The following is a 12,552-nucleotide window of genomic DNA, read 5'->3' on the forward strand; positions in this document are numbered from 1 at the left end:
TATTTTATTCAAGTTATTATAAACAAGTTTTTTGTGCATACGCACGCGCCCACCGATCGGTTTCAATCACCGACGCGATATCCGGATCGCGCACGCAGGTATGAGCCTGCATGGCCGATTCGATCGACGATGCTATATCCGTAAAACGAATTTTCTCTTGTAAAAATCCCGCAACGGCTATTTCGTTGGCCGCGTTGAGCACCGCCGGCATAGAACCGCCTGTTTCAAGCGCATCATACGCCAACTTCAAACAACGAAATTTATTCCTGTCGGGTTCATAGAAATCAAGTCTATTCCATTTACGAAAATCAAAGACGTCAAAATTATTGGTCATGCGTTCGGGATAGGTCATCGCATATTGTATGGGAACTTTCATATCCGGTACACCGAGTTGCGCTTTCGTCGAGCCGTCCACAAATTCAACCATCGAGTGAATTATAGATTGCGGATGAATCGCCACGTCGATACGATCGGCCCCGACACCAAAAAGCCAATGCGCCTCGATAACTTCAAGCCCTTTATTCATCAGTGTGGCGGAATCTATCGTTATTTTAGCGCCCATGGACCAATTGGGATGTTTTAAAGCGCGGGCTACGGTGATCGATGAAAAATCCTCCGCCGGGGTATGTAGAAAGGGGCCTCCGGATGCCGTGAGAATAAGTTTTCGAACGCTGCGCATATCTTCACCGACAAGGCACTGAAAAAGTGCGCTGTGCTCGCTGTCAATCGGTATAAGCCGCGCTTGGTGTTTGCTCAGAAGTCCGTTGACGATAGCGCCCCCGACAACAAGCGTTTCTTTATTGGCTAAACCTATATCTTTACCGGCACGAATCGCCTCAATCGTAGGTAAAAATCCGGCAAATCCTACAATCGCGCCGATCATGAGGTCGTAATTTTCGTCACGCGCCATTTGTACGATGGCATCGTGTCCATGATAGATACGGATACCTGTACCGGATAGACCGCTGTGCAATTGGGTGTAACCTTCATCGGAGACGATAGCTACAGATTGCGGTTTAAATTCCAGCGCTTGTTTGATTAACAACTCGGCGTTGGTGTTTGCGGTTAGACATTGGACGGTAAAACGATCGGGATGATTGCGTATAACCTGCAAAACATTCTCGCCGATAGAGCCGGTTGAACCAAATAACCCGATGCGTTTCATACTCTCACTTAGTTTTGTGCGCCGCCATAATAACAAAAAACCATTTCAAACAAAAGAAAAACACACTTTGCGTATCCTGCCTTTGCGCGTGTTTATGTGATAACTTCCACAAAGCAAAATTACTTTTTTAAGCGGGATAGTATAGCAGGATTGGTTATCGCAGAAAGATGTTTGATTTTGGAATATTCGGCGGCGATAATGTTCTGTACTTGATCTTTCAGATCGTCTTTGGCTTCCGGCATCATTCCATCGGTGCTTATCGGCGGCGAAAAAACCAATTCGACCGTTTGCCCAAAACGAATATCGAACACTCCTTCAAACTTATGTATAACATTGATGGTACCGCTGATCGTGACAGGCACCACATCCACTTGTGCGTCGATTGCCAATATGAATGCCCCTTTTTTGAATGGACGCAACTCCCCGTCTATACTGCGTGTACCGTCGGCGTATATAACGATATTCGTCCCGTCATGTATTTTTTTTGCCGCGCGATGAAGACTTTCTGCTGCACGCTGACGATTCCCTCGGTCTATGGCGATAAAATCCAGCAACCAAAGTATAAACCCAAAAAAAGGAACCCATAACAATTCTTTTTTATGGATCATTCGGAGCTGTTTGGGGGTATAAGCCATCATGAGCGGAATGTCAAATAAGCCTTGGTGGTTGCTTATAAAAATATACACATGGTCCGGACGAATGTGCTCCAGGCCGCGAACCCGCGCACGTACACCGGCCATACGAAGTATCGTTCGCGCCCAAAATTTTTCGACGGCATGCGTAGCCTTAGAACGCGGCCCGAATAGCGCCGCGACTGTCGCTACAATAATCATGAGAAATGTAAAAACGACGGCCGCTATTATCGTCAACAGCGATCGTAAAGGTGAGCGATTACCAAATTCAGTATTCATTTATTTTTTGGCTGAAATGATAGCGCGAACGGTTTCTTCCACATGCAAATCCGATGCGGATTGATCACGCTGTTGGGTTTCGTATAATGTACAATCGCTTCCGATGCAAGCGCCATGGCACGCTATACATCCGGGGTTATGCGCATCGGATGTACCATACGTGGCACGAATGGTTTCTAATTTATGCACTTGCTGCGGCGATAATATTTTTGCACCGCCGAGGCTTTTCGCCACAAACAAAATATGCGCATAGTGCTCGACACGTTCTAATTTGTAATACGCATCATACACATCCCTACCGCATGTTACAACGCCATGATTGGCTAATAAACATGCATCAGCGTGGCGAATAATCGGACGTACAGAATCCGGAAGTTCCGTCGTCGAAGGCGTGGCATACGGCGCTAAGGGTATCGAACCCAGCGTCGTTACGATTTCCGCCAATACACAATCTTTGAGTTCGATCTGCGCCGTCGCAAAACCTGTCGCATGAACAGGATGCGCATGCACCACGGAATTTACATCCTTCCGCTCTTCGTAAATCGCTAGATGCATTTTGATTTCGGTCGAGGGTTTGCACGCCCCTTCGATAACGCGGCCTTGCATATCCAAAACAACCATATCCTCCGCACGCATAAAGCCCTTGCTTATGCCTGTGGGGGTTGCGATGATCCTATCACCGACTCGCACACTGATATTGCCGTCATTGGATGCAACATAATTACGTGCATACATCCTGCGCCCGCATTCGACGATATCTAAACGTATTTGAAATTCTTCGTTCATGTTTTTCAATATTGGCCTAATAATATTTCTTTTATAAACCAAAGACAAGATGAACTTCAGTGATTGTATCACGCTCCTGTAAGTACCTCAAAAATCGACTCCACAAAATTTACTCTGCTTCATTTTCGATTAAGGCATTCATTTTTAATCATGCTCTCCTTTTTCTGATGTAAAAAATTTCACTCAATTTTAAATCAATTAACAGCGGCGGCCATTTTGTCATAAAAAATGACATTTGGTTCATATCGGAAACTGAAAACAATGACAATTTGTCGTTAAAATTATTGTGTCGGCTATAAGCGCTGTTAATAAAATTATGTTTTTTTTAATTTTGATATTTTTGGCATTGGGTTTGTAATTCCTTTAACCGAGCACAAAAAATATCCAACATACTAAAACGCAGGAGCACTTATGGAAACCAAACAGGAATATGAAGTGAAAACACAAGCAATAGCCAAGCCGGAAAATAATTACTACTACATTCAACCGCGTACGGATATTCGCGAAAACAAAGACAGCTATCTGTTATATGTGGAAATGCCCGGAGTACGTAAGGATGGACTCACCGTCACTTTGCAAAATGGCAATCTTGTGATCGAGGGCAAAATGGGCTTAAATGAAGAAGGATCCGTTATCCGCGAGGAAATACCCAAACGCAACTATCACCGCGTATTCCGACTGACAAACCGCGTTGATCCCAATAAGATTGAAGCCCGTTGGCAAGATGGATTTCTGATCCTGAGCGTTGGTAAAAAAGAAGAACTGAAGCCGCGTGAAATCGCAATTAACTTTAACTAAACACCAAACAACCAAAGGAGATTGACCATGTCACTCATCAAATTCACCCCGCGCGATCGCGACATCTTCTCTGATTTGTTTGCGATCCAAAGAGAAATGAACCAGGCTTTTAATTCCGTCTTTAATCGAGACGAATATACCGGCCTAACCAATTGGAACCCGGCAACGGATATCGTTGAAGGCAAAGACGAATATACCGTTCGTATCGAATTACCGGGTGTCAGCAAAAATGATGTGAAAATAACGATTCACGATAATGTGCTGACTGTCCAAGGTGAAAAAAAGCAGGAATCGGAAAATAAAGAAAACAATTACCATCGTGTCGAACGCAGCTACGGCTCTTTCATGCGCTCTTTCCGGCTCCCGTCCATGGTCAAGGGAGAAAAAATTGACGCCAATTATAAAGACGGCATCCTGACCATCGTATTGCCCAAGGCCGAAGAAGCCAAAACGAAGGAAATAGAAATTAAATTCTAAAATAATCCGGCGTGTCGCATGCACGTCGTCAGAAGTATAACTTGCGGCGGGATGCGTATACCAACCATCCCGCATTTATTTATAGAGAAAAATGCGATGACCTACGGACTTAAAATAAGTGTTATTCTTATGATTTGTCTGGCATTGTATATGATCATGACAGCTTGATCATTGGCAAAGACAAATAAGTCGCACGAATACGCCGTACTCGTAGTAAGGCAATGGAAAGGAACGTAACTCATGAATTCCGATAAAATGACAATCAAAGCGCAAGAGGCTTTATCTAATGCCCAGTCGTTAGCGTTGGAGCGTCATCATACGCAGATCGAACCTGAGCATATTTTAATGGCGATGTTGGACGATCATGATGGTACGGTTCCTGCCTTGATCAAAAAATTAGGCTCCCCGCTTGCTACGATATGTACGCAGGCCGAATCCATACTTGATCGCATGCCGCGTGTTTCCGATACCACACAACAGGTTTATTTGTCAGGTCGTGCGAGCCGTATATTGATCGAAGCCGGTAAAGAAGCGGAAAAACTCAAAGACGAATACATCAGTACCGAACATCTTTTCATCGCTATGTCTGAAGAAAACACGGAATCCGGAAAAATGCTCAAAGGTTTCGGCATATGGCGTGAGACACTTTATCGTGCATTGCGTGATGTCCGCGGCGCGCAGCGCGTAACCGACCAAAATCCCGAAGGTAAATATCAATCTTTGCAAAAATACGGGCGCAATCTGAATGAATTAGCCCGACGCAGTAAACTGGACCCGGTCATCGGACGCGACGAAGAAATCCGTCGTGTTTTACAGGTTTTGTCGCGTCGCACCAAAAATAATCCCGTACTGATCGGTGAACCCGGCGTCGGTAAAACCGCCATTGCCGAAGGCCTTGCCCATCGCATTATTGACGGCGACGTCCCCGAAAATCTCAGAACAAAAACCATCATGGCTTTAGATATGGGCGCACTCATCGCCGGTGCCAAATTTCGCGGTGAATTTGAAGAACGACTCAAAGCCGTGCTTCGCGAGGTCACCGAATCCCAAGGCGAAATTATTCTTTTCATTGACGAACTGCATACACTCGTCGGTGCCGGGGCGGCCGAAGGCGCTGTGGATGCGGCTAATATGCTCAAACCGGCATTGGCGCGTGGCGAATTACGCGCAATCGGAGCTACCACACTGGATGAATACCGCAAGCACATCGAAAAAGATCCGGCGCTCGAACGGCGGTTCCAACCGGTTTTAGTGGATGAACCATCTATTCACGATACCATCTCTATATTACGCGGTCTCAAAGAAAAATACGAAGTGCACCATGGCGTTCGCATACAAGATAACGCTATCATAGCGGCGGCCGTACTTTCTGATCGTTACATAGCCGATCGTTTTATGCCGGACAAAGCCATTGATCTGATCGACGAAGCGGCTTCCAAGCTACGTATTGAAATCAATTCGATGCCTGAAGAGTTGGATACGGTTGAGCGTACCATCAAACAACTGGAAATCGAACAATTGGCGCTTAAAAAAGAAAGCGACACCGTATCCCTAAGCCGACTGGATAAAATTTCAAGCGAACTCGCTGACCTTAAAGAAAAACGTACGGCGCTGCGTAGTCATTGGGAAACGGAGAAAAAAGTTATCGAACAAATTCGCCGCGTCCAATCTGAAATAGAAATTACAAAATCGCAGATCGAACAATCCGAACGCGCCGGTGATCTCAATAAAGCCGCGGAACTCAAATACGGACGGCTCACTGAACTCGGTACACAAATGGAAAAGGAAAAAAATAAATTAGCCGAAGTTCAGAAAAACCAAAAAATGCTCAAAGAAGAGGTCGGTGAAGATGATATTGCCGAGATTGTTGCCAAGTGGACTGGCATCCCCGTCTCTCGCATGTTAGAATCAGAGAAAGATAAAATTTTAAGCATGCCGGAGCGCCTTCAAGAACGCGTTGTCGGTCAGAACGAAGCCGTTGTATCTGTTTCGGATGCGATCAAACGATCGCGTGCAGGATTATCGGATGAAAAAAGACCCATCGGCTCATTCATTTTCTTGGGCCCGACCGGTGTCGGAAAAACTGAATTAGCCAAAGCTGTTGCCGAATTTTTATTTGACGATGAAACCGCTATGGTACGACTGGATATGTCCGAATACATGGAACAACACAGCGTTTCACGCCTCATCGGTGCGCCTCCGGGCTATATCGGTTACGACGAAGGCGGTCAGTTGACGGAAGCCGTTCGCAGAAAACCGTATAGTGTTATTCTGCTTGATGAAATAGAAAAAGCACATCCCGAAGTTTTTAATATCTTACTTCAAGTATTGGATGACGGGCATCTTACAGATAATAAAGGCCGTACCGTTAATTTCCGTAATACCATCATTATCATGACGTCCAATCTTGGCGCTTCTGTAATCATGGAAAAAATGAATGATATGGCGTCCGAAAACCGTGATCGCATTCACGCCGGTATCAAAGAATCCGTCATATCCCTGCTCCGCCAACGTTTACGCCCGGAGTTTATCAACCGGATTGACGATATTGTCGTATTCAGGCCGTTGGAACGCAGTGATTTGCAGCGGATCGTACATATACAATTTGCGCATGTAAAAAAACTTCTACAAAAACATAACATAGGCATCGAATTGGACACCACGGCGGTGGATGCATTAGCCCGGCTCGGATTTGATCCGATATTTGGCGCCCGTCCGCTAAAACGGTTGATCCAAAAGGACGTCGTAACTCAGATATCCACAGAGCTTCTCAAAGGAGCTTTTGTTCCAAATGATCAACTATTACTTGCGTTCCATGATGACGTTTTCCGATTAACCAAACGCAATAGTTCGCTAAAATCAGTTGCCTAAATCATCAAAGGGTGTCTCTGAACTTACAGAAACATCCTTTGATCTAACGCAAACGAAAAGTAAAGGGCATCATAACCCATACTTTTACGGCTACGCCGCCATTGATTCCCGGTTTGAAACGTGTTTTCAAAAAGGTCTCTGAAGCCGCATTATAAAATATCTCATCCCCAGAAGCAAAAACCGTGCGGGTTACCATACCTTCTTCGTTGACTAATCCCTTAACATATACTCTACCCTCAATGCCGGCTTGTCTTGGAAGAGATGGGTATTCGGGTTTCACGCGATGTATCACCTCGGGCATCTGCTCCACTATCGTAAATTCGCCTGAAGTTGTGTTTTTACTATCAATACTCACATTTTCAAAATTCGGTAAGCTCACATCAAGATTATTCCAATCCATCGGAACACTATTATCAGAAAACTTTTCTATCCAGTCGTCTTGCGAAGGTATCGTAATATCGGGAGAAACTATGGCATCAGGAGTTATGATAGGGATTCCTTTGATAATGTCACCCGGATTAAATTTTTGAGGTAAATTGATCGCAGGAATTTCCGGGATGTTTGTTAAAGGCGGCATATCCACCAGTATAGATATTTGGTTCATGACCTGCTTAACTGCTTTTGGGTTTTGGCCGATTACCCACACAATCGTTCCGATAATGAAAGCATGTAAAACAACACCCGCACTTAATCCTTTTACCATATTTTTTTGGTAAACTTCAGCCAACACGGATTTGAATCCACGGTCAGATTGCATTACCTTTTCCATAACCGACTCCTTTTCATAGTAGATTGCTTCAGCTTAATGATCCCAAACAGGTATCTACATATAAAATAGCGGAACAATCTATCTCCATATCACCAATCATAGAATGGTGATAATCGGTAAGAACTGTCTGAATATGTTGTTATTACAATAATTGCGATTTAATTTTGGCTATTTATAGATTATATATATCTCGAAAGGGTTTTATGAAAAAAGCTGTAAATATCTTTATTATCGTAGCTTTGCATGCCGTATCTCATGTTTTAATTGCACAGAACGATGAAGACCTCGCCTCTTTTATCGTTGGTCAATATGAGATTGTCGGGCGATATCCCGGCAGTAAAAAACCATTTATCGGTTCGGCTGTGGTGACTTTGGATAACGGAAAAATATTTGTAAAACGTACGATAGATAAAAAAACTGAAATGGCTGACGCCGCATTTATAAAGGTGACAGCCGACCAAATAACCGTTCTCCAATGCCGGTTACAATCGGGAAAAGAAACATATGTCGGGGTTTATATGATCAAAGGTGATTTGGACAACTACCCACGGCTAACCGGACAGCTTTTTAACAGCAAGGACGAATCATTTCCTTCAGGTATTGAAGCGTGGTTCCCGATCATACCAAATTAGTTCGTTATTATCTTTTCAACTGTGGCGTTTTAAAATAATTATCGAAATATCATCGGAAGCGGAAGATTCACCCACGAAGCGTTCCAGATCAAGTAAAATGGCTTTCCCGATAACCGGTGCATCTGTATTTCTTAATCGCTCGGCGATTTGTAGCGGCTTATCATTTCCATAAAATTCCCCATTTTCATTAGCCGCTTCGGTCACACCGTCCGAAAACGAGACGAGCACATCCCCAATCGCCATCGTTAGCTCGTTTAAAACGTATTTTGATGACGGAGAAAGTCCGATAGCTAATTGCCCGCGTCCGCACTCCGTTTTCCCATCACGATTACACAAAACCGGCGGTAAATGTCCGGCATTGACATATTGTATCTGCCCCGAAGATTTATTGACACGCAAAAGTACCATGGAGGCAAATACACTACGCAGGCTGTCACGATGAAATATCTTATTAACCCGATCCACCAAATCCAAAGGATCGGTTATCATAGTGATCAATGCACGAATCGTAGCTTGCAATTTGGCCGTCCACAAAGCAGCACGCAATCCCTTTCCGGAAACATCGGCCATCAAAATACTCATTGTCTTGCTGTCATGATCAATAATATCCACTAAATCTCCGCCCACTTCGCGCGCCGGCCTGGTAAATAACCAAACGGACCACCCGGGTATATTAGGCTGCTCCGGAGGTAAAAGCGCACGCTGAATCGTTCGTCCGGCATCCAGTTCGTCATGCGCGAGCAATTTATCCTTTAGTTCCAACATGAGGACAAAAAAGATAAGTAACGCGCCCAAAAGCCCCCGATCTCCCACAAGCCATGATGCAAACTTAAATGTAATCCCATTGATACTCAGCAAAATCCCGGCTACGATCAATAGTCGTCGGGCGGGAGTGAGTTTGTAAAACATACCTTGCAATATCCACGCAGCGATGTGCATAGAACGTTTGAAGCGACCCATGGATAACAACCGCTTTTTTCGATCCGAGTCAATGTAAAACTCGTGCAGTTCGCGGTATTCACGTTTCATCGTATGCCAAAAATCAGCCTTTTCGACATCGTTACTCAATATATCCAGTATGCCCGGTTCTTTTTGCATAATCCTCAGTCTGTTATTATTGCATTTTATACGAAGATAGCCCGCAAATGTTTGTAAATCGTACCAACAAGTAAATAGAATAATTATATTAATATAAATTGAAACTTATTTATAATTTATCCGTAACCGATTACGAATTAGCCTTATTGCGATTCATTTCTGACAAAATAATAATGTATTGTTGAAACTATTCCGATCTCATAAACCCATGGAGGAGTTCCGATGAAACCAGGATTGCGTTTGTTAAGTCTGGGACTAAGCATTCTGTTGGCAATATCATCATGCGCCAAAAAAGAAGATGCTGTTCCCAAATTTAGTGTTCCGGTAGAATACCACAAACTTGAAAACGGGTTGAAAGTCGTACTTTCACCGGATGCCACAGCCCCGACAGCGACCGTTGCCGTGTATTACAATATCGGCTTTCGCATCGAACCCAAAGATCGAACGGGATTCGCACACCTATTCGAACATATGATGTTCCAAGGTTCACAGAATCTCGGTAAAATGGAATTTATCCAATTGATTCAGCGTAACGGCGGTATTCTTAATGGTTCGACCCGTTTTGATTTTACCAATTATTTTCAGGTTGTCCCTTCTAATAAATTGGAAACCATTCTGTGGGGCGAAGCCGACCGTATGAAAGGCCTCGCTATTACCAAAGAGAATCTTAAAAACCAACAGGAAGTTGTCAAAAACGAAGTAAAAGTCAATGTTCTCAATCAGCCTTATGGCGGATTCCCTTGGCTTGATATGCCGCAATATGCCAATACCAATTGGTACAATGCACATAATTTTTACGGCGACCTCAAAGATCTGGATGCCGCTACGCTTGAAGATGTTCAATCATTTTTCAAAACATATTATGCGCCCAACAATGCCGCGTTAGTGGTGGTCGGTGACTTTGAACCTAAACAAACGTTGGAATGGATAAAAAAATATTTTGGCAGTATCGCGGCGCAACCCCAACCGGCAAAACCGGATATCAGCGAACCGGAGCAAACTGTAGAGAAAAAATCCAAAAAACAGGATCCGCTTGCGACACGCCCTGCAGTAGCTGTGGCCTACCAGATGCCTGCCCGCAATACGCCTGAGTATTATGCCATGGGATTGTTGGATCAAATCCTTGTGCAGGGCGAAGACAGCAAACTACACCAAGCTTTAGTTCAGAAAAAAGGATATACGGGACAGGTTAGCGGCGGTATAAACTATCTTGGTAATATGTTTAACTATAACGGGCCGATGCTTTGGATGATGGATCTTATTCACGATCAGAATGTTTCGGCCGACAGCATCATGCTCGAAGTTGATCGCATTATGCAGGAACTCGCAGAAAAACCTGTTGATCAGGCTACACTCAACCGCGCCTTAGTTAAAATGCGTTCATCGCTGTATGGCGAATTTAATCAAACCGGCGGATTGGGCAAAATGGACCTGCTTGCCTGCTTTGCCTTATTTGATGATAACCCGGCACGAATCAATACACTGGAAGACGAGTTTCGTAAAGTCACGCCGGAGCTTATTCGCGAAACGGCCAAGAAATATCTGCGTTCAACCAATCGGACCATACTTTCGGTAGAAGCAACCAATGTGATGAAAAATAAAATGGGAGCCGCGCAATGAAATCCGTAAAATATATTCTAATACTGGCCGCCATGTTTATTTCTGTGGCCTTTGCTCAAAAAGAAACGCCCCCTAAAGGTTCAGCGCCAAAAGACTTTTCTCTGCCAAAACGTGAGACTATTTCGCTGCCCAATGGTTTACAAGCTTCGCTCATTCGCTACGGCAATGTTCCCAAAGCCATGATACGCGTCATTGTGCGTACCGGTAATATTGATGAAAAAAACAACGAAACGTGGCTTGCTGATTTGACCGGTGAGTTTTTGAGTGAAGGTACCGCTTCAAAAAATGCCGAAGCCGTGGCTACGGCTGCAGCCAATATGGGCGGATCATTAAATATCAATACCGGACTGGACCAGTCATTTGTAGCCGGCGAAGTCTTATCGGAATTCACTCCGGATTTCATCAAACTTTCGGCTGACGTGATTCGAAATCCTGCTTTCCCTGCTGCTGAACTCGAGCGTCTAAAATCAAAAATGCTTCGTGATCTGAGCGTGCAAAGCAGCACACCGCAATCCCAAGCACTGGAAAAATACAGCAAAGTGATGTATGGCGATCACGCGTATGGGCGTACTTTTCCTACCGAAGCCATGCTCAAGAGTTATACCCTTGATCAAGTAAAATCATTTTATGCGGCCAATTTTTCAGCTAAACGCACCCATATTTTTGTTGTGGGTGTATTTGACCCTGCTGCTGTAACTAAAGCCATACGTGAAGCCTTCGGCGACTGGAAAGAAGGAACCCCGCCGACACAAAACGTACCTCAGGCTAAGTCCGAACGAACAATTTATCTGATTGACCGCCCCGGCGCACCGCAATCTACGATAATACTCGGTTTACCTACGATGGATGCTTCCCATCCGGATTATGTTAAATTTCTCATCATGAACTCCATTCTGGGAGGATCATTCGGTTCGCGTATTACCAGTAATATCCGCGAAAACAAGGGCTACACTTATTCGCCTTTCAGCGCTATCACTTCACGTTATCGTAGCGCTAACTGGTCGGAACAGGCGGACGTGACAACCGAGCATACCGGCGCATCTATCAAAGAAATTTTATACGAAATCGAACGCCTTAAAAAAGAACCTCCGGCTAAGGATGAATTGGAAGGAATTCAAAATTATCAGGCCGGAATATTCGTATTACAAAATTCAAACTTCAACGGTATCGTCAATCAATTAGCTTTCCTCAATTTGCACGGTTTACCGGATACATACCTTAGTAATTACGTTAAAAATGTATATGCCGTGACACCGGAGGATGTATCCAACATGGCTAAATCTCAATTAAAGGACGATGCTTATACGATCGTCATTGTCGGAGACATTGCTAAAATCGAAAAACAGGTAAAAGGGTACGGAAAGATCGTGAAATAATACGTTTTATTATCCTATAGAAAAAGCACGCTTGTGGCGTGCTTTTTCT

The 12,552-nt window shown here is 44.2% G+C and carries 11 protein-coding genes; 6 read left to right on the top strand and 5 right to left on the bottom strand.

Features of this window, described 5'->3' with window-relative positions; all coding sequences use genetic code 11:
• Positions 1-16: 16 nt before the first annotated feature.
• From HUU58_02235 to HUU58_02245, 3 genes are all read right to left on the bottom strand, one after another.
• Positions 17-1,165: a 1-deoxy-D-xylulose-5-phosphate reductoisomerase gene (locus HUU58_02235; GenBank protein NUN44473.1), complete on the bottom strand. Its 1,149-nt coding sequence runs from the start codon at positions 1,163-1,165 to the stop codon at positions 17-19.
• Positions 1,166-1,284: 119 nt separating this feature from the next.
• Positions 1,285-2,076: a 1-acyl-sn-glycerol-3-phosphate acyltransferase gene (locus tag HUU58_02240; GenBank protein ID NUN44474.1), complete on the bottom strand. Its 792-nt coding sequence runs from the start codon at positions 2,074-2,076 to the stop codon at positions 1,285-1,287.
• Complete coding sequence (locus HUU58_02245) at positions 2,077-2,862, bottom strand: class II aldolase/adducin family protein (protein NUN44475.1); 786 nt, start codon at positions 2,860-2,862, stop codon at positions 2,077-2,079.
• 411 nt (positions 2,863-3,273) lie between these two features.
• On the opposite strand from HUU58_02245, the gene HUU58_02250 reads away from it, so the two are divergent.
• The 3 genes from HUU58_02250 (at position 3,274) to clpB (ending at position 7,008) form a co-directional block, all read left to right on the top strand.
• Positions 3,274-3,660 (top strand): Hsp20/alpha crystallin family protein, encoded by a 387-nt coding sequence (locus tag HUU58_02250; GenBank protein NUN44476.1) that lies wholly within the window; start codon positions 3,274-3,276, stop codon positions 3,658-3,660.
• 27 nt (positions 3,661-3,687) lie between these two features.
• Positions 3,688-4,137 (top strand): Hsp20/alpha crystallin family protein, encoded by a 450-nt coding sequence (locus tag HUU58_02255; protein NUN44477.1) that lies wholly within the window; start codon positions 3,688-3,690, stop codon positions 4,135-4,137.
• Between the two features lie 240 nt (positions 4,138-4,377).
• On the top strand, positions 4,378-7,008 hold the full coding sequence (gene clpB, locus HUU58_02260) for an ATP-dependent chaperone ClpB (GenBank protein NUN44478.1): 2,631 nt from the start codon (positions 4,378-4,380) through the stop codon (positions 7,006-7,008).
• 43 nt (positions 7,009-7,051) lie between these two features.
• Here the strand turns inward: clpB and HUU58_02265 are convergent, their stop codons facing one another.
• Complete coding sequence (locus HUU58_02265) at positions 7,052-7,777, bottom strand: energy transducer TonB (GenBank protein NUN44479.1); 726 nt, start codon at positions 7,775-7,777, stop codon at positions 7,052-7,054.
• A 203-nt stretch (positions 7,778-7,980) separates the two neighbouring features.
• Here HUU58_02265 and HUU58_02270 point away from each other — a divergent pair, with 203 nt between their 5' ends.
• Positions 7,981-8,409: a hypothetical protein gene (locus HUU58_02270; GenBank protein NUN44480.1), complete on the top strand. Its 429-nt coding sequence runs from the start codon at positions 7,981-7,983 to the stop codon at positions 8,407-8,409.
• A gap of 15 nt (positions 8,410-8,424) precedes the next feature.
• Here the strand turns inward: HUU58_02270 and HUU58_02275 are convergent, their stop codons facing one another.
• On the bottom strand, positions 8,425-9,507 hold the full coding sequence (locus HUU58_02275) for a PP2C family protein-serine/threonine phosphatase (protein NUN44481.1): 1,083 nt from the start codon (positions 9,505-9,507) through the stop codon (positions 8,425-8,427).
• Positions 9,508-9,729: 222 nt separating this feature from the next.
• Here HUU58_02275 and HUU58_02280 point away from each other — a divergent pair, with 222 nt between their 5' ends.
• Together HUU58_02280 and HUU58_02285 are read left to right on the top strand one after the other, a co-directional pair.
• Positions 9,730-11,127, top strand: coding sequence for an insulinase family protein (locus tag HUU58_02280; protein NUN44482.1), 1,398 nt, complete (start codon positions 9,730-9,732; stop codon positions 11,125-11,127).
• Positions 11,124-12,503: an insulinase family protein gene (locus HUU58_02285; protein NUN44483.1), complete on the top strand. Its 1,380-nt coding sequence runs from the start codon at positions 11,124-11,126 to the stop codon at positions 12,501-12,503. Before HUU58_02280 ends, HUU58_02285 begins: the two co-directional genes overlap by 4 nt.
• Positions 12,504-12,552: the final 49 nt, after the last annotated feature.

The sequence above is a fragment of the bacterium genome (genome assembly GCA_013360215.1).
GTDB lineage: Bacteria > CLD3 > CLD3 > SB21 > SB21 > JABWCP01.

What these genes read in the sequence shown, in the direction of transcription:
- HUU58_02270 (NUN44480.1), top strand. Translation starts at nt 7,981, where the DNA reads ATGAAAAAAGCTGTAAATATCTTTATTATCGTAGCTTTGCATGCCGTA.
- HUU58_02235 (NUN44473.1), bottom strand. Translation starts at nt 1,165, where the DNA reads ATGAAACGCATCGGGTTATTTGGTTCAACCGGCTCTATCGGCGAGAAT.
- HUU58_02285 (NUN44483.1), top strand. Translation starts at nt 11,124, where the DNA reads ATGAAATCCGTAAAATATATTCTAATACTGGCCGCCATGTTTATTTCT.
- HUU58_02245 (NUN44475.1), bottom strand. Translation starts at nt 2,862, where the DNA reads ATGAACGAAGAATTTCAAATACGTTTAGATATCGTCGAATGCGGGCGC.
- HUU58_02275 (NUN44481.1), bottom strand. Translation starts at nt 9,507, where the DNA reads ATGCAAAAAGAACCGGGCATACTGGATATATTGAGTAACGATGTCGAA.
- HUU58_02280 (NUN44482.1), top strand. Translation starts at nt 9,730, where the DNA reads ATGAAACCAGGATTGCGTTTGTTAAGTCTGGGACTAAGCATTCTGTTG.
- HUU58_02240 (NUN44474.1), bottom strand. Translation starts at nt 2,076, where the DNA reads ATGAATACTGAATTTGGTAATCGCTCACCTTTACGATCGCTGTTGACG.
- HUU58_02265 (NUN44479.1), bottom strand. Translation starts at nt 7,777, where the DNA reads ATGGAAAAGGTAATGCAATCTGACCGTGGATTCAAATCCGTGTTGGCT.
- HUU58_02255 (NUN44477.1), top strand. Translation starts at nt 3,688, where the DNA reads ATGTCACTCATCAAATTCACCCCGCGCGATCGCGACATCTTCTCTGAT.
- HUU58_02250 (NUN44476.1), top strand. Translation starts at nt 3,274, where the DNA reads ATGGAAACCAAACAGGAATATGAAGTGAAAACACAAGCAATAGCCAAG.
- clpB (NUN44478.1), top strand. Translation starts at nt 4,378, where the DNA reads ATGAATTCCGATAAAATGACAATCAAAGCGCAAGAGGCTTTATCTAAT.